The following is a 22,674-nucleotide window of genomic DNA, read 5'->3' on the forward strand; positions in this document are numbered from 1 at the left end:
CACCCTAGGTTGCTGCGCTTGGCGCACACCTTGGGCCGGAAATGAAAACGCCCGGCACTAGGCCGGGCGTTTTTGGTCCTGAGACACTCAGGACGAGGTGGCTGGGGTTGCCGGAGTGGCAGCCGGAGCCGGTGTAGCGGTCGGGGTCGCGGGAGGTGCCGGAGCCGGTGCAGCCGGTTTCGGCGCTGCAGCCTTGGGCGCAGCCGGCTTCTTCGCAGCGGGTTTCTTCGCCGCCGCCGGTTTGGCCGCAGGCTTGGCTACGGGCTTGGCGGCTGCTGCAGGCTTGGCAGCGGGTTTCGCTGCGGCCTTGGCTGCCGGTTTCGCCGCGGGCTTGGCCGCAGGTTTGGCTGCTGGCTTGGCCGCTGCCGCAGGTTTTGCGGCAGCTTTTGCAGTGGCCGGTTTGGCAGCTGGCTTGGCTGCAGCTTTAGCAGCAGGTTTGGCGGCCGGTTTTGCAGTGGGTTTGGCAGCTGCTTTCGGAGCCGGTTTGGCGGCTGCTTTCGCGGCAGGCTTAGGCGCAGCCTTGGCTGCTGGCTTGGCCACCGATTTCGCCGATACACCGGTAATTTTTTCCAGCTGCTTGGTCAGGCTGTCGACCTTGTCGTTCAATGCCTTGACCTCGTTGCGGCTGGGCACGCCCAGACGCGAGATGGCATTGTTCAGACGCTTGTCGAAAGCCTCTTCCAGCTCACCCCACTTGCCGATCGCCTTGCCCCGGACTTCATCGACCTTGGACTTGGCGGAACCGACCTTGGAGCCGACGCCGGCTTTCACCGCGCCAACCTGCTTGTCGACTTCACTCTTGGCCTGCTTCTCAGCCTTCTCGCCGTCCTTGACCAGCGTATCGAACAGCTTGGTGCCGTCCTTGCTGACCTTGGAGTAAGCGCCCAAGCCTGCCAACCAGATCTGACGCGAGTATTTCTCGACCTCGCCGATCCAGGAGCTGGTCTGTTTCTCGGTTTTCTTCTTAACAGCCATCCTGATCTCCTTATTTGGTACGCGCGACATGCTCGAGCAACGCGCTCAGCTCATCCAGCTTAGCAGAGAGTGCTTCAACATCCTGCTTGGACGGAATGCCGATACGGTTCAGAGCGGAAGCCACACGAGTATCGAAAGCCTTCTCGATCTTGTCGAGTTGAACTTCGACCTTGCCTTTAACGCTGGTGACATTGGAATTGACCGACTGCTTGACCGATTCGATCTGGCTGTTGGCGGCTTCTACCTGCTCGTCGACCAGCTTCTTGCCTTTGCTCTCGACGCCTTCACCGGCCTTGACCAGCTCCTTGAAGTATTCAGCCCCCTCGACACCCGCCTTGGCGTAAGCGCCCAGGCCAGCGAGGTAGATCTTGCGGGCATAGCCCTTCACGTCGTCGAACAGACCGGCTTTGTCTTCGACCACGGTTTCTACTTTTTTCTTCACGGATACTTTCGACATGGTGCACCTCACGCGCTTTACAGTTAGCGGAAACGCCCACGGAATGCAGGCTTGGGTACACCCTAAGGAGAAAAATTAGAAATCGCATACTAGGAGCAGCGGCTAGCACAACATCGTAGGGTGGATCACGCTTCACCGATCCACCGACCTGGTGGATGTAAAAAGCGACATTCACCATGCGCTTGCTTGCCGCTGCCCTCAAGCCAGCGACTTGTCCAGCACCTGCTCGATCTCGCGCTGGATCATGCCGCCCATGGGCGATAGCAGCAGACCGAGCTTGAGCTCGACACGCACAGTGTCTTCACCCACCGCGATGCTGCCGTCGGCACCGCTGCGCTTGAACTCCAGGGTGTCGCCGTTCCAGCGATAGCGCACGTCGTACTCGCTGGCCAGGCGTTCGGCCAGGCGCTCGGCCTTTTCGCGGGCGCCCTCGCGACCGAGGGAATGGGATCGTTCGACACGAATACGGGACATGGAAACTCCTTGAACTGGCAGCGTGCCGCGTGGCTGCGGCATGAGGTCACATCACTCTACCAGCCCATCGGGCAAGCGGGCACCCAGGCAAGACAAAGGCGCCAGGCGCCTTTAGAATGGTGCGGTTTTCTACCCGGTGAGAGCGACATGAGCGATCCACGCAAGGCCCAGGAGCAGGAACCCACCACCCACTTCGGTTTCCAGGACGTACCGGAAAGCCAGAAGGCGGAAAAGGTGGCTGAAGTCTTCCACTCGGTGGCGGCCAAGTACGATCTGATGAACGACGTGCTGTCCGGCGGCCTGCACCGCCTGTGGAAGCGTTTCACCATCGAGCTGTCCGGCGTGCGTCCCGGTAACCGTGTGCTGGACATCGCCGGCGGCACCGGTGATCTGACCCGCAAGTTCGCCAGCATCGTCGGCCCGACCGGTGAAGTGGTGCTGGCCGACATCAACGACTCCATGCTCAAGGTCGGTCGCGACCGCCTGCTGGACAAGGGCGTGGCCGGCAACGTGCAGTTCGTTCAGGCCGATGCCGAGAAGCTGCCGTTCCCCGACAATCACTTCGACGTGGTCACTATCGCCTTCGGCCTGCGCAACGTCACCCACAAGGATGCGGCCATCGCCTCCATGCTGCGCGTGCTCAAACCCGGTGGCCGCCTGCTGGTACTGGAGTTCTCCAAGCCCGGCAACCCGCTGCTGGCCAAAGTCTACGACACCTATTCGTTCAGCTTCATGCCGCTGGCTGGCAAGCTGATCACCAATGATTCGGAAAGCTACCGCTACCTCGCCGAGTCGATCCGCATGCACCCGGATCAGGAAACCCTCAAGGCGATGATGGTCGATGCCGGCTTCGAACGCGTCACCTACCACAACATGACCGGCGGCATCGTCGCCCTGCACCGAGGCATCAAGCCCTGATGCTGCTAACCGGGCTGCTGGCCGGCGTCGAAACGGGCCTCAACCGGGTTCTCGGCCTCGATGGCACGGCCTTGCCGCGCCTGCAGACGCTGAGCGGCAAGGTCATCGCCGTGCACTGCCAGAGTCCCGCCCTGGAGCTGTTCATCCTGCCCAGCGGCGACGGCCTGCAACTGGCGTCGCAATGGCACGCACCGCCCGACTGCACGCTCACCGCACCCGCCGCCAGCCTGGCGCGCCTGGCACTGAGCAGTGACAAGACCGCCGTGCTGCACCGCCCGGAAGTCTCGCTCGATGGCGACAGCGCGGTGCTGCTGCAACTGGCCGGCATCCTTCAGGATCTGGAGCTGGACTGGGAATACGAAGTCTCGCGCTGGCTCGGCCCGGTGGCCACTACCCTGCTCGCCGGCCATCTGCGCAGCCGGGTGAACCTGGCCAGCAACGGCGCGGCCAGCCTCAAGCAGGATTTGGCCGACTACCTGGCCGAAGAATCACGCACGCTGGTGGGCCAGCGCGAAGCCGATGTGCGCTTTGCCGAGCTGGACCATCTCAAACTCGCCCTCGACCGCCTGGAAGCACGCATCGAGCGCCTCACTTCTGCCAATAAGTCCGACGCATGAAGCTGCTTGCCGTTCGCCGTCTGCTGCGTATCCAGCGCGTGGTCATCCGCTATCAACTGGACGACCTGCTCCTCGAACTGCCGCTGCCATTCTGGCTGCGCGCACTGTCCTGGCTGCTACCGTGGCGCTGGCTGCCGCGCAAACCGTCGCAACTGTCGCGCGGCGCACGCCTGCGCCTGGCGCTCGAAGACCTAGGACCTATCTTCATCAAGTTCGGCCAACTGCTGTCCACTCGCCGCGACCTGATGCCGCCAGACATCGCCGACGAACTGGCGCGTCTGCAGGATCAGGTACCGCCGTTCCCCGAAGCTCAGGCCATCGCCCTGATCGAGCGTCAGCTCGGCGCACCGGTAAGCGAACTGTTCGCCCGCTTCGACAGCCAGCCGCTGGCCTCTGCCTCGGTCGCGCAGGTGCATGCCGCGCAGCTCAAGACCGGCGAGGAAGTGGTGGTCAAGGTGGTACGTCCAGGCCTCAAGCCGGTGATCCGCCAGGATCTGGCCTGGCTGTTCCTGATCGCCCGCATTGCCGAAAAAGCCTCGGCCGATGCCCGCCGCCTGCGCCCGGTGGAAGTGGTCAGCGACTACGAGAAGACCATCTTCGACGAGCTCGACCTGCTGCGCGAAGCGGCCAACGCCAGCCAGCTGCGGCGCAATTTCGACGGTTCGCCGCTGCTCTACGTACCACAGGTGTACTGGGACCTGTGCCGTCCGCAAGTGCTGGTGATGGAGCGCATCTACGGCATCCCGGTCACTGATCTGGCAACCCTGGCCGACCAGCGCACCGACATGAAGCTCCTGGCCGAGCGCGGCGTGGAGATCTTCTTCACCCAGGTGTTCCGCGACAGCTTCTTCCACGCCGACATGCACCCCGGCAACATCTTCGTCAGTACGCGCACGCCCTGGAGCCCGCAGTACATCGCCATCGACTGCGGCATCGTCGGCAGCCTTACCGACGAGGACCAGGACTACCTGGCGCGCAACCTGCTGGCTTTCTTCAAGCGTGACTACCGCAAGGTCGCGCAGCTGCACATCGACTCCGGCTGGGTGCCGGCGGAGACCAAGGTCAACGAGTTCGAGGCTGCCATCCGCACCGTCTGCGAGCCGATCTTCGAACGGCCGCTGAAAGACATTTCCTTCGGCCAGTTGCTGCTGCGCCTGTTCCAGACCGCGCGGCGCTTCAACATGGAAGTGCAGCCGCAGCTGGTGCTACTGCAAAAGACCCTGCTCAACATCGAAGGCCTCGGTCGCCAGCTGTATCCAGACCTGGACCTGTGGAGCACCGCTCAGCCCTATCTCGAACGCTGGATGCGCGAACGCATCAGCCCGTTACACCTGCTGCGCAATCTGCAGCAACAGGCCGAGCAGGTGCCGCACCTGTCGCAGATCGCCCGCGACACCCTGGAGCGCCTGCAGCGCTCGCAGCAACGGGAAGAGCAGCACCCCAGCAGCGACCGATGGCCGCTACGCCTGCTCGGCGCCGCACTGATCGCTGCCGGTACCATTCAAGGCCTGGCACCGCTGCTGGCCGCCTGGTCAGCCTGGCTGATGGTCGGTGGCGGACTCTATCTGGTGCTGCGCCGATAGCCAGTTGGCCGCGGCGCTGGCACACTTGGTGAATTCACGGGCCCAAGGGCCCGGCAGACTTGGAACACCGATGAAAGATTGGCTCGACGAAATCCACTGGAACGAAGACGGTCTGGTGCCAGCGATAGCTCAGGATTACCAGAGTGGCCGCATCCTGATGATGGCCTGGATGAACCGCGAATCCCTCGCTCTCACCGCTGCAGAGAACCGCGCCATCTACTGGTCGCGCTCACGTGGCAAGCTGTGGCGCAAGGGTGAAGAGTCCGGCCATGTGCAGAAGCTGCACGAACTGCGCCTGGACTGCGACGCCGACGTTATCGTACTGATGGTCGAACAACTGGGCGGCATCGCCTGCCACACCGGTCGCGAGAGCTGCTTTTACCGCGTGTACGAGAATGGCGACTGGAAAACCGTCGACGCCGTGCTGAAAGACCCGCACGCCATCTATGCAGGACACAGCCATGAGTGACACCCTGAGCCGCCTGGCCGAGGTACTGGAAGCGCGCAAGGGCGCAGCGGCCGACAGTTCCTATGTCGCCAGCCTGTATCACAAGGGCCTGAACAAGATTCTGGAAAAGGTCGGTGAGGAATCGGTGGAAACCATCCTCGCCGCCAAGGACGCCGCCACCAGCGGTGACTGCAAGGACCTGATCTACGAAACCGCCGATCTGTGGTTCCACAGCCTGGTCATGCTCGCCGCCCTCGGCCAGCATCCTCAGGCCGTGCTGGATGAACTGGATCGCCGTTTCGGCCTCTCCGGCCACGCGGAAAAAGCCGCGCGACCGCAATCCGAATAACTTTCACAACGGAGAACTCATCATGGGTTTCGGCGGTATCAGCATCTGGCAACTCCTGATCATCCTGCTCATCGTGGTCATGCTTTTCGGTACCAAGCGCCTGAAAGGCCTGGGCTCGGATCTGGGCGACGCGATCAAGGGCTTCCGTAAATCGATGGATAGCAGCGAAGCTGAAAAGCCCGCCGTGGAAGAGCCCAAGGGCCAGACCATCGATGCCCAGGCACGCAAGGTCGAAGAGCCGGCGAAGAAAGACTAAGCCATGTTCGACATCGGTTTTACCGAGCTATTACTGGTCGGCCTCGTGGCTCTGGTGGTGCTCGGCCCTGAGCGCTTGCCCGGTGCCGTGCGGACGGCCAGCCTGTGGATCGGCCGGATCAAGCGCAGCTTCAACTCGATCAAGGCCGAGGTGGAGCGCGAGATCGGTGCTGATGAAATTCGTCGCCAGCTGCACAACGAGCGGATTCTCGAGCTGGAGCGCGAGATGAAGGCGATGAAGCAAGACATTCTCGGCACCGGCAGCAGTAACAGCCCGCCAGCCGAGAACAGCGCCAAAGCGACCACCGAAACGGCCCAGAGCGTTCAGGACAAGAATCCCCAGCCATGAGCAATAATCCACAAGCCGACCAGGAAATGCCCCTGGTCTCGCACCTGGCCGAGCTGCGTACTCGCCTGTTGCGCTGTGTAGTGATCATCCTGCTGATCTTCGCCGGCCTGTTCTACTTCGCTCAGGATATCTACGCTCTGGTAGCAGCGCCGCTGCGCGCCTACCTGCCGGAAGGCGCGACGATGATCGCCACGGGCGTCGCCTCGCCGTTTCTCACACCGTTCAAACTGACGCTGATGTGTGCGTTGTTTCTCGGCATGCCGGTGATCCTGCACCAGATCTGGGGCTTCATCGCGCCAGGGCTGTATACCCACGAACGGCGTATCGCGGTGCCATTGCTGGTCTCCAGTATTTTCCTGTTCTATGCCGGCATGGCCTTCGCCTACTTCGTGGTGTTCCCGATCATGTTCGGCTTCTTCGCCAGCGTGACGCCGGAAGGCGTGGCGATGATGACCGACATCGGCCAGTACCTGGATTTCGTCCTGACGCTGTTCTTCGCCTTCGGCGTGGCCTTCGAGATCCCCATCGCTACATTTCTGGTGATCTGGGTCGGGCTGGTTGACGTCGCCACACTGCGCAAGAGCCGTCCCTACGTGATCGTCGGCTGCTTCGTGGTCGGCATGGTGCTGACGCCGCCGGACGTGTTCTCGCAGACGCTGCTGGCAGTACCTATGTGGCTGCTGTTCGAGGCCGGCGTGCTGGCTGGCGCCATGGTCAAGCGTAAGCGCGACGAGGAACAGACCGAGGAAGAAGCCGAGGCCGAGCCCGAAGACCAACCACCCGCACCACTGCCGTGAATCTGCTGCTGCTGGAAGACGCCGACTTCGTCGACGGCGACCGGGTATGTCTCACGGGTAGGCGCCTGAAGCACCTACATGAAGTACATCGCGCCGAAACCGGTGACCGCCTGCGCGTCGGTCGCCTTGACGGCTTGATGGGCGAAGGTCGACTGATCGCTCTGGATGCCGAGCATGCCGAACTGCAGGTCAGCCTCGACCAACCACCACCGACCAAGCTGCCGCTGACGCTGATCCTCGCCCTACCCCGCCCGAAGATGCTCAAGCGCGTGCTGCAAACCGTCAGCGCCATGGGCGTGCCGCGCCTAGTGCTGGTCAACAGCTATCGCGTGGAGAAGAGCTTCTGGCAGACGCCATTTCTCGAGGCAGAGGCCATTCGCGAACAGCTGATTCTGGGCCTGGAACAGGCGCGTGACACGGTGCTGCCCGAGGTGAGCATCGAGAAACGCTTCAAGCCCTTCGTCGAGGATCGCCTGCCGGCGTTGGCAGCAGGCACGCTCGGCCTGACCGGCCACCCCGGTGATTACCCATCATGCCCGCGTGCAGTACAGGAACCAGTGACCCTGGCCATCGGCCCGGAAGGTGGCTGGATTCCCTACGAAGTCGAGCTGCTGCGTGAAGCCGCAGGCCTGCAGCCGGTGCAACTCGGCGAGCGAATCTTGCGAGTGGAGACGGCCGTGCCGGCGTTGCTGGCCAGGTTGTTCTAAACACGAACGATCAACCTGTAGGAGCGAGCTCTGCTCGCGAAGCGTTCGAGTCGCCAGCATTCGCGAGCAGAGCTCGCTCCCACAAGCTACCGCTATACCTCGAGCAGGAAGGTCACCGGCCCATCGTTGACCAGGTGCACCTGCATATTGGCGCCGAAGCGCCCGGTGGCGACCTGCGGGTGCTGGGCCTTGGCCATTTCGACCAAGCCGTCGAACAGCGCAGCCCCCTGCACCGGCGGTGCAGCGCTGGAGAAGCTGGGGCGCATACCGCTCTTGGTGTCAGCCGCCAATGTGAACTGCGAGACCAGCAATAGACCGCCCTGCATATCCGTCAGCGAACGATTCATCTTGCCCGCTTCATCGCTGAACACGCGGTAATTCAGCAGCTTGTGCAGCGCGCGCGACAGACTGGCCTGATCGTCCTGCGGTTCGATGCCGACCAGCGCCAGCAGGCCCTGATCGATGCGCCCGACCACTTCCCCTTCCACCTCCACCCGCGCCTCAGTGACGCGCTGGATCAGCAGCTTCACGCATCCTCCGGCGGCAGGTCGAGCAGGCGTCGCGACAGCTCATCCGCGGCGCGCACCAGTGCATCGGTAATGCCGGGCTCAGCCGCCGAGTGCCCCGCATCGCGGATGATCTGCAGCTCGCTGTTGGGCCATGCCTGATGCAGCGCCCAGGCATTATCCAGCGGGCAGATGACGTCGTATCGGCCATGCACAATGATGCCCGGCAGGTGGGCGATCTTCGGCATGTCGCGGAGTAACTGGTTGGGTTCGAGAAAGGCGTCGTTGACGAAGTAGTGGCATTCGATGCGGGCGATGGACAGTGCGCGATGGGCATCACTGAATCGATCGACCACCTGGCTGTTGGGACGCAGGGTGGCGGTACGCCCCTCCCAGGTGGACCAGGCCTTGGCCGCATGCATCTGGGCGATCTGGTCGGCACCGGTCAGGCGCTTGTAGAAGGCCTGCATCAGGTCGCCGCGCTCCTCCGCCGGAATCGGCGCAACGTAGTCCTCCCAATAATCAGGGAACAGGCGGCTGGCGCCCTCCTGATAGAACCAGCTGAGCTCCTGCGGCCGGCACAGGAAGATGCCGCGCAGGATCAACCCATGCACACGCTGCGGATGCGTCTGCGCATACGCCAACGCCAGGGTGGAGCCCCAGGAGCCGCCGAACAGCACGAACTTGTCGATGCCAAGATGCTCGCGAATACGCTCGATATCGGCGATCAACGCCTGGGTGGTGTTGTTCTCCAGGCTCGCGTGCGGCGTGGAGCGGCCGCAGCCACGCTGGTCGAAAGTGACGATGCGATACAGGGCAGGATCGAAGTAGCGGCGGCTGGCCGCATCGCAGCCGGCGCCAGGGCCACCATGGATGAACAGTACCGGCAACCCATCCGCAGAGCCGCTCTCGTCGACGTAAAGCACGTGCGGTTGCTCGACCGCCAGCTCATGGCGGGCGTAGGGTTTGATCTCCGGATACAAAGTCTGCATGGTTGGCTCCTGTTGGCTGGGCTACAACTGCCGTGTTCCACTCTGCCCGGCATCATAACCATGAAAAGGAAGTTCAGCATGTCGATGCGTCATCTGGCTTGGTCGCTGTTTATGTCCATCACCCTCCTGCTCGCCGGCTGCGGCGGTCGTGACGACCCACAGGCAGCGCTGGAGGCGGCCGTACAGCAGTTGCAGGACAATATCGAGGCCAAGAGCACCGGTGCAGTGCTGGAGCAGCTACATGATGATTTCCTGGCCCGCCAGGAGCTGGAGCGTGAGTGGGCCAAACGCACCATGACCCTGCTGTTCCTGCGCCACAAGAACATCAAGGTCATCGCACTGGGCAAGAACAGCTGGATCGACTCGGCAATCAGCAGCAAGGGTTATACCGAAGCGCAGGTGGGTCTTAGCGGCGCCGAAGGGCTGATTCCCGACAGCGCGCGGCACTACTCGGTGAAGCTGGAATGGTGGCTGGACGGCAACGAGTGGAAACTCGCGCGGCTGGACTGGGAGTGAAAGCGTAGCCCGGATGCAATCCGGGAAATCCAGGGCAGACATCCCCGGATTGCATCTGGGCTACAGTTGGATCAGTCGGGCTGGCGCCAGATCAGATCCGAGGTCACGTAACCCTGCTCACGCGCGACGCTGAGCAGCTTGTCGCGGGTTTCCTGATCGATCTCCGGGGTGCGTGACAGCAGCCACAGGTACTTGTGCTTCGGGTGGCCGACCAGCGCTACACGATAATCCTCGTCGTGGTAGATCACCCAGTAGTCGCCCTTGATCGGCAGGATCTTGCTGGCCCAGTTATCGAAGCGCACCCAGAGTTTGTCGGTCTTTCCTTCGACCTGAGGCTCGGCGACACCCTTGGCCTCGATCCATTCACCGTCCTTGTCACGGCAGCGGTTGGTGACGTCGATGCGCCCGTCGTCACGCAAACCGTAGTGCGCTTCGGACTGCACGCAGTTGCGCTGGAAGAACATCGGCAGGCGCGCCAACTCGTACCAGGTGCCCTGGTAGCGCTGCAGGTCGACCTGCATGGTCTGTGGTGGCGGCTTCTGAATGCTGCCGGTACCCGAGTTGGCACAGCCGGCGAGAGCGAGAATGGCGCTGGCAATTAGGATCGAACGCATGGAGGCTCCTGTTTACTTGAGTCCCTTGCCGGAGAACAGCATGACCTTGTCCCCGGCGTACTGGACGCTGATATAGGCCTTGTCGTCGCCCCAGGTGCAACTGGTCATCCCCAACGCACCGGCACATTCGCCCGGCGCGCCGAGCAGGCTTTCCACCTCCTGCTTGCTCATACCGGCCTTGAGCTTGGAGTAGTTTTCCTGATTGACCTTGCCGCAAGCGGCGAGCAGGCAACAGGCGAGCAACGCGACGATACGCATCGACATGGATGAAGCTCCTGATGGGAAGGTGCCAGCAAGCTTGGCATAGCCGGCGACGACTTGCCCGCTTGGAGTTCAGAAACGCGAGCCGGGTTCCCGCAGGAAGGCCAGCTCTTCGTCGCTGGATGCGCGACCGAGAATCGCATTGCGATGGGGAAAACGACCGAAGCGAGCGATCACCCGCTGATGGCGCTCGGCGTAATCGAGGAAGTTGGCGAACAATGGCCGCTCATTGACAGCAGCTTCACTGAGCAGATCAGCAAACAGCTCAACCGCACGGTTCTGCAACGGCAGATCTTCGGCATGCTCGAAGACCAAATAGGCAAAGACACGCTGGATCGGCATCAGCCGGCGGTCCCAGCCGCGCTCCAGACCATCGCGCAGCAGCGGGCGAGCCCGTTGGTCTCCCGCAAATGCGCGTGGTGTGTCGCGAAAGATCATGCGCGGCAGTTGATCAAGCAGGATCAGTTGCGCCAGCCAGCCCTGCGGATCGTCCGCCCAGCCTTGCAGCTCGCCAGCCAGTGCCTGCTCGACCAACGCGCCGAAGCGCACCTCGGCCTCACGGTCCTGGCTGTCACGCTTGCCGAACCACAACGCCTGGCGCGCCGCAGCCACCTCGGTGGCCGTGCCGTGATCGACACCGAACCACCAGTCGAGCAGCGGCTGCCAGGCCTGCATCAGCTGCGATGGTACGCGGTGATACGCAGCACTTCTTCCTTGGAGCCAAGGTACACCGGCACACGCTGGTGCAGGGAAGTGGGCTGGATGTCGAGAATGCGCTGGCTACCGTCGGTTGCAGCGCCGCCAGCCTGTTCGATGATCATCGACATCGGGTTGGCCTCGTACATCAGGCGCAGCTTGCCCGGCTTGTCCGGCTCGCGAGCATCGCGCGGGTACATGAACACACCACCACGGGTGAGGATGCGATGCACATCGGCCACCATCGAGGCGATCCAGCGCATGTTGTAGTTACGCCCCAGCGGCCCGGTTTCACCGGCCAGCAGTTCGGAAACGTAACGCTGCACCGGGGCTTCCCAGTGGCGCTGATTGGACATGTTGATGGCGAATTCCTTGGTCGACTCCGGCACCTTGATGTTGTCGTGGGTCAGCACGAAGCTGCCGAGTTCACGATCCAGAGTGAAGCCCTTCACGCCGTCGCCGAGGGTCAGCATCAGCATGGTCTGCGGGCCATAGATGGCGTAGCCGGCCGCGACCTGCTGAGTGCCCGGCTGGAGGAAGGCCTCCTCGCCCAGGTCGCCGGTCTGGCCATTGCGCTCAGGGCAACGCAGCACGGAGAAGATGGTGCCGACCGAAACGTTGACGTCGATGTTGCTGGAGCCGTCCAGCGGGTCGAATACCAGCAGGTAGGCACCTTTCGGATACTTGCCGGGGATCTGGTAGGCGTTGTCCATTTCCTCGGACGCCATGCCGGCCAGGTGGCCGCCCCACTCGTTGGCTTCGAGCAGAATCTCGTTGGAAATCACGTCGAGCTTCTTCTGCACTTCGCCCTGCACGTTTTCGCTGTCCAGGCTGCCCAGCACGCCGCCAAGGGCGCCCTTGGAAACCTGATGGCTGATCGCCTTGCAGGCCCGCGCCACGACTTCGATAAGGAAACGCAGGTCGGCCGGGGTGTTGTGGCTGCGAGTCTGCTCGATCAGGTAGCGGCTCAGGGTGACGCGGGACATGGACGGCTCCGGAAAGGGGAAAAATCGCGCGCAGTTTAACCCGAGTCGCCGCGCAATGCTGCCTGCCGGGATGGATGGCTGAGATCCGCGCCGGGCAAAAGGTCGCAGACGCGGTTACGCCCGTCGCGTTTGGCCTGATAAAGCGCGGCGTCGGCAGCCTGCAGCAGCTCGTCGAGTGCCTGACCCTGCTCAGGCCAATGGGCCAGGCCGGCGGACAGCGTCACACGCTGATCACCACCACGGGTCGCGACATCCTGAGCGGCCAGCTGCGTGCCGATGCTTTGCAGGCGTTCACTGGCCTCACGTGGATCGGCGCCCGGCAGGATCAGCAAAAACTCCTCGCCACCGATACGAAACACCGCATCAGTGCTGCGCAGGTTATCCAGCAGGTGCTGGGCGACCGCCTTGAGTACGTCGTCGCCGACCAGGTGGCCGCACTCGTCGTTGAGGCGCTTGAAGTGATCGAGATCGATCAGGGCCAGCGCCAATGGCAGGTTCTCGCGCTGCACCCTGGCCAGTTCGCGTTCGAAGAACTCATCCAGGTAACGCCGGTTGTACAACCCCGTCAGCGGATCACACAGGGCCTGTTCGCGCAGTTGTTCGTGCAGGCTGGAGATGGTGCGCAGGCGCTCCTCGCTCAGCGCCAGCGCTTCGGCCAGCTTTAGCTCACTGAGGTGGCGCTGGGTCACGTCACGGATGTAGAGCATATGGCCGAGCAGGGTCGGGCCGTGCCGAGTGGCGCGCTGGATGGCGCGCACGCGCACCTCGTAGTAGCGCGCGGCACTGGTCAGCGTCAGCGGCAGATCCTGCTCGGGACCGTTGTGTTCTTGCAGCAACTGCTGCAGATCGGCGCCGAACACCGGCCATTGCGCCAACTCGGTGCCTTGCCATCCCGATTGCAGGCCTGCCAGTTTCAGCGCTGCCGGGTTGGCCTCGATCACACGTCCACGCGGGTCGATCACCAGCACCGGATCGAGCAAGGCTTCGAGCAGCAGATGGCGGGCCACCGGCAACAGGTCGAACAGGCGTACCCCGACGATCAGCCAGGAAAAAGCGATCAGGGTGAACGCGAAACTGAAGGGCGTCGGGTCGAAGCCGAACAGGGTCAAGCCGAACCCCACATAACCGACGTTGGCCACCCACGGCACCGCGGTGACCAGCACGAAGGCCAGATAGTGGCGGCGATGCAGCCCCTGGCTCAATGCCGCCGCACGTGTCACCACCCCCATGCAGAAGGCCATGAACAGATAGACATAGACGGCCGTAGCGTAGAACAACGGACCATGCTCGTAGCGCACCGGCGCACCCAGGCTGGCGTCGACCGGCGCACTGCCTGCCCCGTAGAACAGACCATGCCAGGGGTTACTCAGCGCCAGCCCCCAGACCAGCAGCGGTACCAGACTCAAGCCGAGGATGCTGCTACGTGCCAGAGGCGCGCGCATGCTATTGACGTATTGCCAGAGGAAGACGGCCCAGAAGGTGGGCGTGGAAACGATGCCGGGCCAGGCCATGCTGGCCCAGAACATCTTGCAGTCGGCGCTGAGGAAGGTCATTTCCAGCGCTGCAGTAACCATCCACCAGAGGCTGGCCAGATGCAGCAGGATGAAACTCTCACGTCCGGGAAAGTCGCGCTGGCGGGTCACCCAGTGCGCCAGCAGGATCACGCCGAGGCACACCAGCAGCGTCACCAATACCGGTGCCGAGAAACTCCAGCCGGAAGCCATGCAGGCCTGCATCAGCGACGCCTCCGTATTCCCGGCGAGGCAGCACTTGAATCACGTACACACGCGACACAAGACGACTGGGCGATGACGCGAATCGAAATACGCAAGGGCCTTCCTGACCTTCAATGCTGGATTGGCGCGGGGTGCCTAAGATACTGCAAAAGCCCTGCCGCAGCTGGGCTTTATTGGTCCATGCCTCTCAGACGTCTGGCGGGCGACGCAGCACACTGGCGGCCATCGCGGCCAGCAACCCAACGCCCACTAACAGTACAGCCCAGAGTCCCCAACGCTGCCAGTCCTGGCCGGAGCCGGCTTGTGGCTCGAGCGCAGAGGCAAACGCCTCGGTCAACTCGGCACGGCCAAGGCTGGCCAGTCGCTCCGGCTGATAACCAGGGATCAGGGTATGCAGTGGCAAGGCTGCCGACTGCGCGCTCGGGCTACCCAGCGCCAGCCGATAAGGCGGCTCGCCACGGGCGAGAAACACCAGTTGCGTGGCACGCAACGCGACCTGCAAGCGTGGCGTATCCACCCCCAAGCCGCCGCCCCGGGCATCCACCTGCACACGCAGCTGGCGCACCGGCCAACCGGGCAGACTCAACTCATCGTTAACCACTTCACGCCCAGCCTCAGGCAGACGATAAAGTACCCCGCTTGTCAGCTGACGCCAGGCACCCTGATCACTGCTGCGCGCCTCGAAGCGCAGAGGTGCCAGCGTGTTGCTCTGTTCCAGCTCGACCCGCAGTCGCTCCAGAGGCAATGACAAGGGCAGCTGCCACTGGTACTGCCCCTCAGCGCTGGTCTGCGCCGGCATGGGCTCGGACCACACCAGCGGCGCGGCCTGATGAGCCTGCCGTTGACTGCGCAGGGTAACGGCCTGCAGCTGCGGGGCCTGGGTAGGATTGCGCCACAGCAGACGCAGATACCGGGCCCGCTGCCCAGGCAGCTCGACCTGGCGCTGATCGATGCGATCATCGGCGAAGCTCAGACGCGCCACCTGCCCTTCCCCCCAACTGCGCCAGTGCTGCAGGTCATCACTGGCCTCGATGCTGAAACGCTGGAATCCTTCCTCGGCGCCGCTCCAGTCCAGATTCATACGCACCAGCGGCGCATCGATGGTACTGGCATCGAGCAACCAACCCCGAAGCTGTTGCTCGCTTTCGACCGGCGCATCGCCGCGCAGCTCGATCAACGTACCAGTGGTGCTGCGCTCGACGCGCAGCGCAGGTATGTCCTGGGTATCGGCGCGGCCTCGCAACGGAAACCAGCGCACGCCATGCTCCTGTTCCTGCTGCACGGTCTCGCTACGCCCCGGAATCAACGCGTAGGCCTGCATCTGGCCGTTACTGTCGAATACGCGCAGATCGCGCAAATCGCCATGCCCGGCGGCAAGGTGAGCGGCGAAGGGCAGCTCCAGACGATACCAGGGTCCCTCGCCAGCGAGTTGCAGCGCTGCGCCATGCCGATAGTCCTGAGGTTTCTCACTGGCCTGGCTGAGCGCACTCAACGACAAACCCAGGAGCAGGCCCCAACGGATGAAGTTCATACGGCAGACTCCTGTTCGTTAGCGGCCGACTCTTCGGCCTTGCGCGGCGGCAGTGGGGCGAAATAGCCCACCACCAACAGCAGCACCCCGACGCCAATGAACGACACGATACGCTCCAGGCCGCCGCGGTTGCCCAGTTCGACGAAGAACAACTTGGCCACCACCAGCGCGATCAGCGCGGCGCCGACCAGCCACAGCTCGCGACGCGCACGCAGGTGGCCGAACAGCATCAGCGCCAGGGCGATCAGGGTCCAGACGATGGACAGGCCGGCCTGCACCAGCATCGAGTCGTACAGTGCCGAGCTGTGCCAGGGCACGCCGCCCCACTGGTGCGCGGTACGCATCACCATCACGGTCAGCAGAGCGAACAACGACAGTCCAGCGACGCCCTGCACCACTTGCTGCGCACGCGCAGGTTGCAGGCCGAAGCGCGGTAGCGCATCGCGGGCCCAGACGAAAAGCGCGCCCAGGCACAACAGCAGGCCCAACTCCAGCGGGTTGATCAACGGCAGGTAAGGCAGCGGATCGCTGTCGCCAGCGCTGTTGGCATTGGCCACCCAGAACCAAGCGAGCATCAATGCTGCCAGCGGCGCCGCCGCCCAAAGCCGGTACTCACGGTCGAAACTGGCCACCGGCCAGGGCAGACGACGCGCCTGGGCCATGGCCCACAGATAGGCGGTAGGTATCAACGCCCAGCTCAGCCAGCGCCAGGCGTTGTAGTGCTCGGACAGGCTCAGCAGCAGATAACGCAGCTCCAACGCCAGCACGCCAAGCAGCAACCAGCAACCGAGCACATGGGCGACGCTGGCCGCGCGGCTCGGCAGCAGCGCGCTCAAACGCCTCAGCATCAACAGATGCGCAGCAATCACGGCGATCCAACCCAGCCAGCCATAGTTCGCCGCCGGGTGATACTGCGGATGCCAGGCATAGGCCAGAATCAAGCCTGCCACCGGCGCCAGCAGGCTGCACAGCACGGCCAGGTCGCGCCAACCCGTACGCAGCGCGAGCAGCATCCAGGCCAGGCTCGACAGAGCGGCCAGTACCAGCAGCACGCTGGCCTGCAGCTCAACGCTGACGAAACGCATCACCTCACTGGCCAAAGCCAGTGCCCACCAGGCCGCGCCCCAGGCCAGCAAGAGCTGACCCAGGCGCTGCAGACTGACGCCATCGAACCCGGTTTCCCGCCCGCTGCGCGCCAGGCCGTGCAGGCGCCAGGCGCCGATCTGCGCGGCCAGGCCGAGTACGGCTGGGGTCCAGAAACCGGTGTGCGCCAGCGGTGACAAGCCCTCGCCACTGATGCCAGACAGCAGCAACGGCCCGGCGGCAAGGAACGCCAGGCCAGCGAATACCTGCAACACCAGGCTGAACAGGAAGGCCGCGCGCTGCTGCAGATAAAGCGCCAGCCACAGAATCAGCAGCCCCGTACCGCCCCACACCGCCGCGGCTGCGACCCAGGGCAACACGAACAGCACCGCCAGGTTGATGAACACCAGGCCCACCAGCATGATTGCCGACAGTGCGCCGAGCAGCCGGCGGTTCTCGCGGATATGCGGATCACGCGCCGCCAGCAACATGCCGGCGATCAGCCCCAAGCCAACCATCGACGCCGCCAGCAAGCCGAACCAGCCCGCGCTGAAGCTGCCACTGCCGAACAGCGAATCCAGCGCCATCTGGCCGAGGAACAGCAGGCCGCCGAACAACTGGATGGCGAAAGCGCTGTAAACGAAACTTGGCGCGGCGATACGCAGGCCGACGAACAAGGTCGCCAGCCCGCCCAGCGCCCAGGCGATGGCAGTGCCGGGCGCCTCGAACAGCAGCGGCGCAATCAGGTAGATGAATGCCAGCCCGGCCAGACCCAACCAGGGCAGCAGGCGGCTTTCCCAAGTGCTGGCAGACTGCGGCGCCTGGCGCAATTGCCAGTAACTGAACAGCAGCGCCGCACTGAGCATCAGTGCGCCCAGTGGCGAACCGTCGAGCAGGCTGTCGTAGCCAAAATCCAGGCCGCTGACGAACGCCAACGCCGCGCCCACCTGCAACAACAGAGCGAACGCACGCGCCAGCGGTCGCCCCTGGCGCAGGCCTAGCCAGAAGATGCCAGCACCCTCCACCGCCCAGGCCGCCGCCGTCCAGCGCGCATCGAGACCAAGCGGAATAGCCAGGCTGGCGAACACCACGCCAAGCGCCAGGCAGGTTTCCACCAGCAGCAGCGCACGGTCGCCAGCTCGCGCCTTGAGCACACGCGCCAGCAGCAGATAGAACAGGCCCAGGCCGAGGGCACTGAAAGCGGCGGCGAATTCGATGTGCCGTACCAATGCCACCTGCAGGCCGAAGCCGACCAACGGAGGGCCGAACAGCGTGGTGGCATCGACGTAATCACCACGGCGCAGCGACCAGCGCAGCAGCTCGTCACGCGCCTGGGGCGCATCCGCCGCGTCGCGCAGGGTGCGGCGGGCGAACAGCAGGCCGATGGCCACGTACATCAGGAAGAACAGCAGCAGGAACGGCTCAGTGCTCCACAGCAGTTCCGGCGTATAGGAACGCAGTCCCCAGGCGAAACCGATGCCGAAGGTGCCGACGAAGCCGATCAGGTTGAGTAGGCGCCAGGCCTTGAACCAGGCGATGGCAAAGATACCGGCGTTGAGCAGAGCGAAATAGGAGAACAGCGCGACATGGTTGCCGCTGCCGGTGGACGTGAGAATCGGCGCGGCGAAGCCACCCAGTGCGGCCGCAGCCGCAAGGCCGAGGGCATTCTGCTGCACGGCGAGAATCGCCGAGAACAACGTCACCGCCACCAGCAGGCCGAGCGCCATGCCCGGATCGAGCAGCGGATGCAGGCGCATCGCGGCGAACACCGTCAGGTACAGCACGGCGATGCCGGTGCCCTGCAACACCAGGGCGTAGTTGCGATTGCGCCGGCGCAGCCACCAGCCCAGACCGAGCAAGGCAAGGGCACTGGCGGCGACGCCCATGTAACGCAGCGCGACCGGCACCTCGACGCCTTCGGTGGCATAGCGCAGAAGGAAGGCCAGGCCGAGGAACAGCAGCACCACGCCGACACGCAGCACGGTGTTGCCGCCGAACAGCCAAGCCTTGGCCGCCGCGATACCGCGCTCGATCAGGTTCGGCTCACGCGGCGTTTGCTCGCGCCAGGGGCTTTGCTGCGCTGTCGGTTGAGGCTCGTGGGCGACTTGGGCCGCCAGCGGTACGGGCTCGTTGACAGGAGGTGGCGTTTCGATTTCCGGCAATGGGTCCAGCGTCCAGTCCAGCTCCGGCTGCGGCTCTTCGGCAAAGAGCGGCTCCGGTAGTGGTTCGGGCGCAGCACTGGCAACAGGTTCAGCAGACACGGGGACCGGGACAGGCTCCGGTTCACTGCGCTCGCCCTGCTCCACCTTCACCAGACGCTCGTGCATGGCGCGGGTGCCGCGCTCGAAGCGTTCGGCGAAGTCCTTGAGCTGCGCGGCAAGTTGTACGTTGCGCGACTCCAACCCTTGCAGACGTATCGCCTGGCCCAGGCTGAGGCCGATCAACCCACCAAGAAGCGCGCCCGTGACCGATTCACTGACGCCCGCACCGAGCACCAAACCGACCAGCATGAAAATCCATTGCATGCGTATGTCCCAACCCTGAGAAAGAGGTCGCCTCGCGCTCCTGCCGTGCCCGAGACGGGCATCAGTATAAGGAGTCGCACCAACCAACACCCAGAGAGACGACTGCCAAGCCGTTCACAGGCACAACGGAAAGCGATCAGCCGCCAGCCGGTGCTTCACAAACGCCACGCGCCCGCTATCATCGCCGCCCCGTGACAGCAGCGGCGCAGACCGCACGATAGCCAAAACCATGATAAAGCCCCGCCTGATAGCCGCTGCAGAAATCGACCGCCTGGAAACCTGGGCCAAATACACTGCCGACATGTGCCACAGCTGCATGTCCACCTGCTGCACCATGCCGGTTGAGGTACGCCTGAATGACCTGATCCGCCTGGAGCTGGTGGACGAGTTCGAGCGCAGCGAGCCGCCGAAGAACATCGCCAAGCGCCTGCAGAAAGACGGTATCGTCGAGCGCTTCAATCAGAAATCAGGCATCTTCACCCTGATCCGCATGTCCAACAACGACTGCCTTTTTCTGGATCGCAAGACACGCCTGTGCAGCGTTTACGAAAAACGCCCGGACACCTGCCGTCATCACCCCAAGGTCGGGCCAAGGCCGGGGTATTGCGCGTATAAGCCCAAATAAGGGTTGCTGCACGGGCAGTGACGCTGGTGCGCACAGCCTGGGCGGCCCCGCGACACCCTACGAGGCCCGGCGTAGGCCGATAACACGCCCGACACAGGCAGGGCATTGTAGGTTCTGCTGTTCGGCAGCCAGTTGCGTCACCCGCTCGGCCACCTGCTCGTCGAATGGCGCCGCGCGGCCGGCCGCGCTGTCGATGTTCATCAGCATCTGTTCGCTTTCCGCGAGGCTGACGTCTTCGCCCGGCCGATAAAGACCATGGTGGATATGCAGGCGCTTGGCGTCGTGCGCCAGCAGCTGGGTGCGCACCTCCACCCGCTCGCCCTCTTTCACCTCCGCCAGGAAGTTCAGGTGACATTCCAGGGTGTACAGGGTGTGCCCGGTACGGACGCGGCCGGCTTCGTCCAGGCCCAGCACGTCCATCAGCGCATCGGTGGCATGACTGAAGATCAGCAGGTAGAAGGCGTCACGCAAGTGGCCGTTGTAGTCGACCCAGTCAGGGGAGATGGTGGTTTGGTAGCTGGTCAGCGGCTTGGCGGACATGACACGACTCCAGAAGTGGACCCGGTGCGTAGGGTGCGCCGTGCGCACCGGGAATGACTCGGTTACTCGGCGAACTCGAAGCCGTGCTTGGCCTTGGTTTGGCGAATCGCCTCCATAACCGCCAGCAGGCAGTCATCGCGATAGCGCTCCAGGGCATCCAGGCTGCGTTCGCCCTGCTGCTCGGCGGTGCCTTCGACCACCGCGTCGATCAGCCCCTCGCTCAATTCCGGCGCTTCCAGGTACGTCCAGGGCAGCTTCAGCGCCGGGCCGAACTGCGCCATGAAGTGGCGCATGCCGGCCGGGCCGCCAGCCAGGGTGTAGGTCAGGAAGCTACCCATGAACGACCAGCGCAGGCCGGCGCCGAAGCGGATCGCATCGTCGATCTCGCCGGTGGTCGCCACGCCGTCGTTGACCAGATGCAGCGCCTCGCGCCATAGCGCTTCGAGCAGGCGATCGGCGATAAATCCTGGCACCTCCTTGCGTACATGCAGCGGGCGCATACCCAGCGACTCGTACACACTGATCGCCGCCTGCACCGCTTCAGGTGCGGTCTTCGCCCCGCCGACTACCTCCACCAGTGGCAGCAGGTACACCGGGTTGAACGGATGGCCAACCACGCAGCGCTCGGGGTGCGCGGCATCTGCGTAGAACTCGCTGGGCAGCAGACCCGAGGTGCTGGAGCCGATCAGCACGTCGGGGCGAGCGGCAGCGCTGATCTTGGCATGCAGCTCACACTTGAGGTCGAGGCGCTCGGGCGCGCTTTCCTGGATGAAATCGGCATCGCGCACGCAGTCCTCGATGGTGCTGACGAAACGCAGGCGATCCAATGCCGCGCCGGGTGCCAGGCCCTGTTTTTCCAGCGCAGGCCAGGCATTGGCCAACCGCGTGCGCAGCGCAGCCTCGGCGCCGGGCGCCGGGTCCCAGGCGATGACGTCGAGGCCATGGGCCAGGGCGCGAGCAATCCAGCCGGCGCCGATGACGCCGGTGCCGAGGGCGGCGACAGTTTTGATATCGGTGACGAAGGTCATGGTTGAACTCCGGTAGCCCGGATGCCATCCGGGGAATTGGCGTTAGGGAATGCCCCGGATTGCGTCCGGGCTAAGGCTGTCGCGGCTAGAGCCCCTCCCACGGGAGTAGGGCAGTGCTTCAGCCGCGACGCTTGAGCTTCATCTTTTCCCGCCCCTCGGCCGGGGTCAGGGCGTGACCACCAAGGCGCTCGATGATCTCGATGGCGCGCTCGACCAGTTGGCCGTTGCTCGCATGCACGCCGCGATCCAGCCAGATGTTGTCCTCCAGCCCCACCCGCACGTGGCCGCCGAGCAACATGGCCTGGGCGACCATGGGCATCTGCATGCGGCCAATGCCGAAGCCAGCCCAGGTGATGCCTGGCGGCAGGTTGTCGGCCATGGCCTTCATGGTCGTGGTATCGGCCGGCGCGCCCCAGGGAATGCCCAGGCACAGCTGGATCAGCGGGTCGTCCAGCAGGCCTTCCTTGATCATCTGTTTGGCGAACCAGAGGTGGCCGGTGTCGAAGATTTCCAGCTCGGCCTTCACCCCCAGCTCGGTGATGCGTTTGGCGCCGGCGCGCAGTTGCGCCGGGGTGGAGACGTAGATGAAGTCGCCGTCGCCGAAATTCAGCGTGCCGCAGTCCAGGGTGCAGATTTCCGGCAGCAGTTCCTCGACATGCGCCAGACGGGTGATCGGCCCGACCAAGTCGGTGCCGGCGCCGAACTCCAATGGCTGCTCGCCCCGGCCAATCTCCAGATCACCGCCCATGCCGGCGGTGAGGTTGATGATCACGTCGGTATCGCTTTCACGAATGCGCTCGACCAACTCACGGTACAGCGCCACGTCGCGGCTCGGCTTGCCGGTCTGCGGGTCGCGCACATGACAGTGGGCGACGGTGGCACCGGCCTTGGCCGCCTCGATGGCGGCGGCAGCGATCTCCTTGGGCGTGACCGGGATCGCCGGATGTTTGCCGACGGTGTCGCCAGCGCCGGTCACCGCGCAGGTGACGATAACCTCGTAATTCATTTTCGACTGTCCTTTCCAGAGGCGAACGAGTGCCGACGGCGGGGCCGCAGGCGTTGTGCAAAAAAGGGAAATTGGCGCCGGATCAACCGGCGCCGTGCTA

General features: G+C 64.0%; 26 protein-coding genes. 11 read left to right on the forward strand and 15 right to left on the reverse strand.

Annotated features, from left to right (window positions below; all coding sequences use genetic code 11):
- Window positions 1-87: 87 nt before the first annotated feature.
- The 3 genes from RTH74_RS06055 to RTH74_RS06065 all read right to left on the reverse strand — a co-directional run bounded on the left by RTH74_RS06055 (window position 88) and on the right by RTH74_RS06065 (window position 1,906).
- Window positions 88-975 carry a phasin family protein gene (locus tag RTH74_RS06055; protein ID WP_316914085.1) on the reverse strand — a complete coding sequence of 296 codons (888 nt, stop codon included), beginning with the start codon at window positions 973-975 and terminating at the stop codon, window positions 88-90.
- 10 nt (window positions 976-985) lie between these two features.
- Window positions 986-1,432 carry a phasin family protein gene (locus RTH74_RS06060; protein WP_099522803.1) on the reverse strand — a complete coding sequence of 149 codons (447 nt, stop codon included), beginning with the start codon at window positions 1,430-1,432 and terminating at the stop codon, window positions 986-988.
- Between the two features lie 198 nt (window positions 1,433-1,630).
- Window positions 1,631-1,906: a polyhydroxyalkanoic acid system family protein gene (locus RTH74_RS06065; protein WP_013713710.1), complete on the reverse strand. Its 276-nt coding sequence runs from the start codon at window positions 1,904-1,906 to the stop codon at window positions 1,631-1,633.
- A gap of 147 nt (window positions 1,907-2,053) precedes the next feature.
- On the opposite strand from RTH74_RS06065, the gene ubiE reads away from it, so the two are divergent.
- The 9 genes from ubiE to RTH74_RS06110 all read left to right on the forward strand — a co-directional run bounded on the left by ubiE (window position 2,054) and on the right by RTH74_RS06110 (window position 7,929).
- Window positions 2,054-2,824 (forward strand): bifunctional demethylmenaquinone methyltransferase/2-methoxy-6-polyprenyl-1,4-benzoquinol methylase UbiE, encoded by a 771-nt coding sequence (gene ubiE, locus RTH74_RS06070; RefSeq protein ID WP_099522805.1) that lies wholly within the window; start codon window positions 2,054-2,056, stop codon window positions 2,822-2,824.
- Complete coding sequence (locus tag RTH74_RS06075; RefSeq protein ID WP_316914086.1) at window positions 2,824-3,441, forward strand: SCP2 sterol-binding domain-containing protein; 618 nt, start codon at window positions 2,824-2,826, stop codon at window positions 3,439-3,441. Before ubiE ends, RTH74_RS06075 begins: the two co-directional genes overlap by 1 nt.
- On the forward strand, window positions 3,438-5,024 hold the full coding sequence (ubiB, locus tag RTH74_RS06080; protein WP_316914087.1) for a ubiquinone biosynthesis regulatory protein kinase UbiB: 1,587 nt from the start codon (window positions 3,438-3,440) through the stop codon (window positions 5,022-5,024). Before RTH74_RS06075 ends, ubiB begins: the two co-directional genes overlap by 4 nt.
- Window positions 5,025-5,094: 70 nt before the next feature.
- Window positions 5,095-5,493: a phosphoribosyl-AMP cyclohydrolase gene (gene hisI, locus RTH74_RS06085; RefSeq protein ID WP_099522808.1), complete on the forward strand. Its 399-nt coding sequence runs from the start codon at window positions 5,095-5,097 to the stop codon at window positions 5,491-5,493.
- A complete protein-coding gene (locus tag RTH74_RS06090) occupies window positions 5,486-5,821 on the forward strand; it encodes a phosphoribosyl-ATP diphosphatase (RefSeq protein WP_099522809.1) in 336 nt (111 codons plus the stop codon). The genes hisI and RTH74_RS06090 overlap by 8 nt, the downstream gene beginning before the upstream one ends.
- 22 nt (window positions 5,822-5,843) lie before the next feature.
- Window positions 5,844-6,077 (forward strand): twin-arginine translocase TatA/TatE family subunit, encoded by a 234-nt coding sequence (gene tatA / locus RTH74_RS06095; RefSeq protein WP_099522810.1) that lies wholly within the window; start codon window positions 5,844-5,846, stop codon window positions 6,075-6,077.
- Window positions 6,078-6,080: 3 nt separating this feature from the next.
- Window positions 6,081-6,425 (forward strand): Sec-independent protein translocase protein TatB, encoded by a 345-nt coding sequence (gene tatB / locus RTH74_RS06100; protein ID WP_099522811.1) that lies wholly within the window; start codon window positions 6,081-6,083, stop codon window positions 6,423-6,425.
- A complete protein-coding gene (gene tatC / locus RTH74_RS06105; protein WP_099522812.1) occupies window positions 6,422-7,222 on the forward strand; it encodes a twin-arginine translocase subunit TatC in 801 nt (266 codons plus the stop codon). The genes tatB and tatC overlap by 4 nt, the downstream gene beginning before the upstream one ends.
- On the forward strand, window positions 7,219-7,929 hold the full coding sequence (locus RTH74_RS06110) for a 16S rRNA (uracil(1498)-N(3))-methyltransferase (RefSeq protein ID WP_316914088.1): 711 nt from the start codon (window positions 7,219-7,221) through the stop codon (window positions 7,927-7,929). The genes tatC and RTH74_RS06110 overlap by 4 nt, the downstream gene beginning before the upstream one ends.
- 92 nt (window positions 7,930-8,021) lie before the next feature.
- Here the strand turns inward: RTH74_RS06110 and dtd are convergent, their stop codons facing one another.
- Both dtd and pip read right to left on the reverse strand, forming a co-directional pair.
- The gene (gene dtd / locus RTH74_RS06115) at window positions 8,022-8,459 is read right to left on the reverse strand and encodes a D-aminoacyl-tRNA deacylase (protein ID WP_316914089.1); all 438 of its coding nucleotides are present in this window, start codon (window positions 8,457-8,459) and stop codon (window positions 8,022-8,024) included.
- Window positions 8,456-9,427 (reverse strand): prolyl aminopeptidase, encoded by a 972-nt coding sequence (gene pip / locus RTH74_RS06120; RefSeq protein ID WP_125879044.1) that lies wholly within the window; start codon window positions 9,425-9,427, stop codon window positions 8,456-8,458. Before pip ends, dtd begins: the two co-directional genes overlap by 4 nt.
- Window positions 9,428-9,505: 78 nt before the next feature.
- Between pip and RTH74_RS06125 the strand changes: the two genes are divergently transcribed.
- Window positions 9,506-9,943, forward strand: coding sequence for a hypothetical protein (locus RTH74_RS06125; RefSeq protein WP_316914090.1), 438 nt, complete (start codon window positions 9,506-9,508; stop codon window positions 9,941-9,943).
- 71 nt (window positions 9,944-10,014) lie between these two features.
- Here RTH74_RS06125 and RTH74_RS06130 read toward each other — a convergent pair whose 3' ends face one another.
- The 7 genes from RTH74_RS06130 to RTH74_RS06160 form a co-directional block, all read right to left on the reverse strand.
- On the reverse strand, window positions 10,015-10,557 hold the full coding sequence (locus tag RTH74_RS06130) for a lipocalin family protein (protein WP_316914091.1): 543 nt from the start codon (window positions 10,555-10,557) through the stop codon (window positions 10,015-10,017).
- Between the two features lie 12 nt (window positions 10,558-10,569).
- Window positions 10,570-10,821 carry an outer membrane protein assembly factor BamE domain-containing protein gene (bamE, locus tag RTH74_RS06135; RefSeq protein WP_106733706.1) on the reverse strand — a complete coding sequence of 84 codons (252 nt, stop codon included), beginning with the start codon at window positions 10,819-10,821 and terminating at the stop codon, window positions 10,570-10,572.
- 69 nt (window positions 10,822-10,890) lie between these two features.
- The gene (locus RTH74_RS06140) at window positions 10,891-11,493 is read right to left on the reverse strand and encodes a DUF924 family protein (RefSeq protein ID WP_316914092.1); all 603 of its coding nucleotides are present in this window, start codon (window positions 11,491-11,493) and stop codon (window positions 10,891-10,893) included.
- Window positions 11,493-12,500, reverse strand: a complete 1,008-nt coding sequence (locus RTH74_RS06145; protein WP_099522821.1) for a class 1 fructose-bisphosphatase — start codon at window positions 12,498-12,500, stop codon at window positions 11,493-11,495. The genes RTH74_RS06140 and RTH74_RS06145 overlap by 1 nt, the downstream gene beginning before the upstream one ends.
- 35 nt (window positions 12,501-12,535) lie before the next feature.
- Entirely contained in the window at window positions 12,536-14,236 is a 1,701-nt protein-coding gene (locus tag RTH74_RS06150; protein WP_316914093.1) for a histidine kinase N-terminal 7TM domain-containing protein, read from the reverse strand.
- Between the two features lie 187 nt (window positions 14,237-14,423).
- Window positions 14,424-15,767: a DUF3999 domain-containing protein gene (locus RTH74_RS06155; RefSeq protein ID WP_316914094.1), complete on the reverse strand. Its 1,344-nt coding sequence runs from the start codon at window positions 15,765-15,767 to the stop codon at window positions 14,424-14,426.
- Window positions 15,764-19,375: a DUF2339 domain-containing protein gene (locus RTH74_RS06160; protein ID WP_316914095.1), complete on the reverse strand. Its 3,612-nt coding sequence runs from the start codon at window positions 19,373-19,375 to the stop codon at window positions 15,764-15,766. Before RTH74_RS06160 ends, RTH74_RS06155 begins: the two co-directional genes overlap by 4 nt.
- A 229-nt stretch (window positions 19,376-19,604) precedes the next feature.
- Here RTH74_RS06160 and RTH74_RS06165 point away from each other — a divergent pair, with 229 nt between their 5' ends.
- Window positions 19,605-20,000 carry a YkgJ family cysteine cluster protein gene (locus RTH74_RS06165; protein ID WP_037004502.1) on the forward strand — a complete coding sequence of 132 codons (396 nt, stop codon included), beginning with the start codon at window positions 19,605-19,607 and terminating at the stop codon, window positions 19,998-20,000.
- A 57-nt stretch (window positions 20,001-20,057) separates the two neighbouring features.
- On the opposite strand, the gene RTH74_RS06170 is transcribed toward RTH74_RS06165, so the two are convergent.
- From RTH74_RS06170 to RTH74_RS06180, 3 genes are all read right to left on the reverse strand, one after another.
- Window positions 20,058-20,540, reverse strand: coding sequence for a thioesterase family protein (locus tag RTH74_RS06170; protein WP_316914096.1), 483 nt, complete (start codon window positions 20,538-20,540; stop codon window positions 20,058-20,060).
- 62 nt (window positions 20,541-20,602) lie between these two features.
- Window positions 20,603-21,568 (reverse strand): L-carnitine dehydrogenase, encoded by a 966-nt coding sequence (locus RTH74_RS06175; protein WP_316914097.1) that lies wholly within the window; start codon window positions 21,566-21,568, stop codon window positions 20,603-20,605.
- Between the two features lie 118 nt (window positions 21,569-21,686).
- On the reverse strand, window positions 21,687-22,574 hold the full coding sequence (locus RTH74_RS06180; protein ID WP_316914098.1) for a 3-keto-5-aminohexanoate cleavage protein: 888 nt from the start codon (window positions 22,572-22,574) through the stop codon (window positions 21,687-21,689).
- Window positions 22,575-22,674: the final 100 nt, after the last annotated feature.

The organism is Pseudomonas sp. zfem001 (assembly GCF_032621725.1).
In the GTDB taxonomy this organism is placed as follows: Bacteria; Pseudomonadota; Gammaproteobacteria; order Pseudomonadales; family Pseudomonadaceae; genus Aquipseudomonas; species Aquipseudomonas sediminis.

Bases quoted from the DNA above. Each gene is read 5' to 3' on its own strand.
- RTH74_RS06060 (WP_099522803.1), bottom strand. From the start codon at position 1,432: ATGTCGAAAGTATCCGTGAAGAAAAAAGTAGAAACCGTGGTCGAAGAC.
- RTH74_RS06130 (WP_316914091.1), bottom strand. From the start codon at position 10,557: ATGCGTTCGATCCTAATTGCCAGCGCCATTCTCGCTCTCGCCGGCTGT.
- RTH74_RS06075 (WP_316914086.1), top strand. From the start codon at position 2,824: ATGCTGCTAACCGGGCTGCTGGCCGGCGTCGAAACGGGCCTCAACCGG.
- bamE (WP_106733706.1), bottom strand. From the start codon at position 10,821: ATGTCGATGCGTATCGTCGCGTTGCTCGCCTGTTGCCTGCTCGCCGCT.
- RTH74_RS06145 (WP_099522821.1), bottom strand. From the start codon at position 12,500: ATGTCCCGCGTCACCCTGAGCCGCTACCTGATCGAGCAGACTCGCAGC.
- tatB (WP_099522811.1), top strand. From the start codon at position 6,081: ATGTTCGACATCGGTTTTACCGAGCTATTACTGGTCGGCCTCGTGGCT.
- RTH74_RS06180 (WP_316914098.1), bottom strand. From the start codon at position 22,574: ATGAATTACGAGGTTATCGTCACCTGCGCGGTGACCGGCGCTGGCGAC.
- RTH74_RS06090 (WP_099522809.1), top strand. From the start codon at position 5,486: ATGAGTGACACCCTGAGCCGCCTGGCCGAGGTACTGGAAGCGCGCAAG.
- RTH74_RS06165 (WP_037004502.1), top strand. From the start codon at position 19,605: ATGATAAAGCCCCGCCTGATAGCCGCTGCAGAAATCGACCGCCTGGAA.
- pip (WP_125879044.1), bottom strand. From the start codon at position 9,427: ATGCAGACTTTGTATCCGGAGATCAAACCCTACGCCCGCCATGAGCTG.
- hisI (WP_099522808.1), top strand. From the start codon at position 5,095: ATGAAAGATTGGCTCGACGAAATCCACTGGAACGAAGACGGTCTGGTG.
- ubiB (WP_316914087.1), top strand. From the start codon at position 3,438: ATGAAGCTGCTTGCCGTTCGCCGTCTGCTGCGTATCCAGCGCGTGGTC.
- tatA (WP_099522810.1), top strand. From the start codon at position 5,844: ATGGGTTTCGGCGGTATCAGCATCTGGCAACTCCTGATCATCCTGCTC.
- RTH74_RS06140 (WP_316914092.1), bottom strand. From the start codon at position 11,493: ATGCAGGCCTGGCAGCCGCTGCTCGACTGGTGGTTCGGTGTCGATCAC.
- RTH74_RS06170 (WP_316914096.1), bottom strand. From the start codon at position 20,540: ATGTCCGCCAAGCCGCTGACCAGCTACCAAACCACCATCTCCCCTGAC.
- RTH74_RS06160 (WP_316914095.1), bottom strand. From the start codon at position 19,375: ATGCAATGGATTTTCATGCTGGTCGGTTTGGTGCTCGGTGCGGGCGTC.
- RTH74_RS06125 (WP_316914090.1), top strand. From the start codon at position 9,506: ATGTCGATGCGTCATCTGGCTTGGTCGCTGTTTATGTCCATCACCCTC.
- tatC (WP_099522812.1), top strand. From the start codon at position 6,422: ATGAGCAATAATCCACAAGCCGACCAGGAAATGCCCCTGGTCTCGCAC.
- ubiE (WP_099522805.1), top strand. From the start codon at position 2,054: ATGAGCGATCCACGCAAGGCCCAGGAGCAGGAACCCACCACCCACTTC.
- RTH74_RS06175 (WP_316914097.1), bottom strand. From the start codon at position 21,568: ATGACCTTCGTCACCGATATCAAAACTGTCGCCGCCCTCGGCACCGGC.
- RTH74_RS06065 (WP_013713710.1), bottom strand. From the start codon at position 1,906: ATGTCCCGTATTCGTGTCGAACGATCCCATTCCCTCGGTCGCGAGGGC.
- RTH74_RS06150 (WP_316914093.1), bottom strand. From the start codon at position 14,236: ATGCAGGCCTGCATGGCTTCCGGCTGGAGTTTCTCGGCACCGGTATTG.
- RTH74_RS06055 (WP_316914085.1), bottom strand. From the start codon at position 975: ATGGCTGTTAAGAAGAAAACCGAGAAACAGACCAGCTCCTGGATCGGC.
- RTH74_RS06155 (WP_316914094.1), bottom strand. From the start codon at position 15,767: ATGAACTTCATCCGTTGGGGCCTGCTCCTGGGTTTGTCGTTGAGTGCG.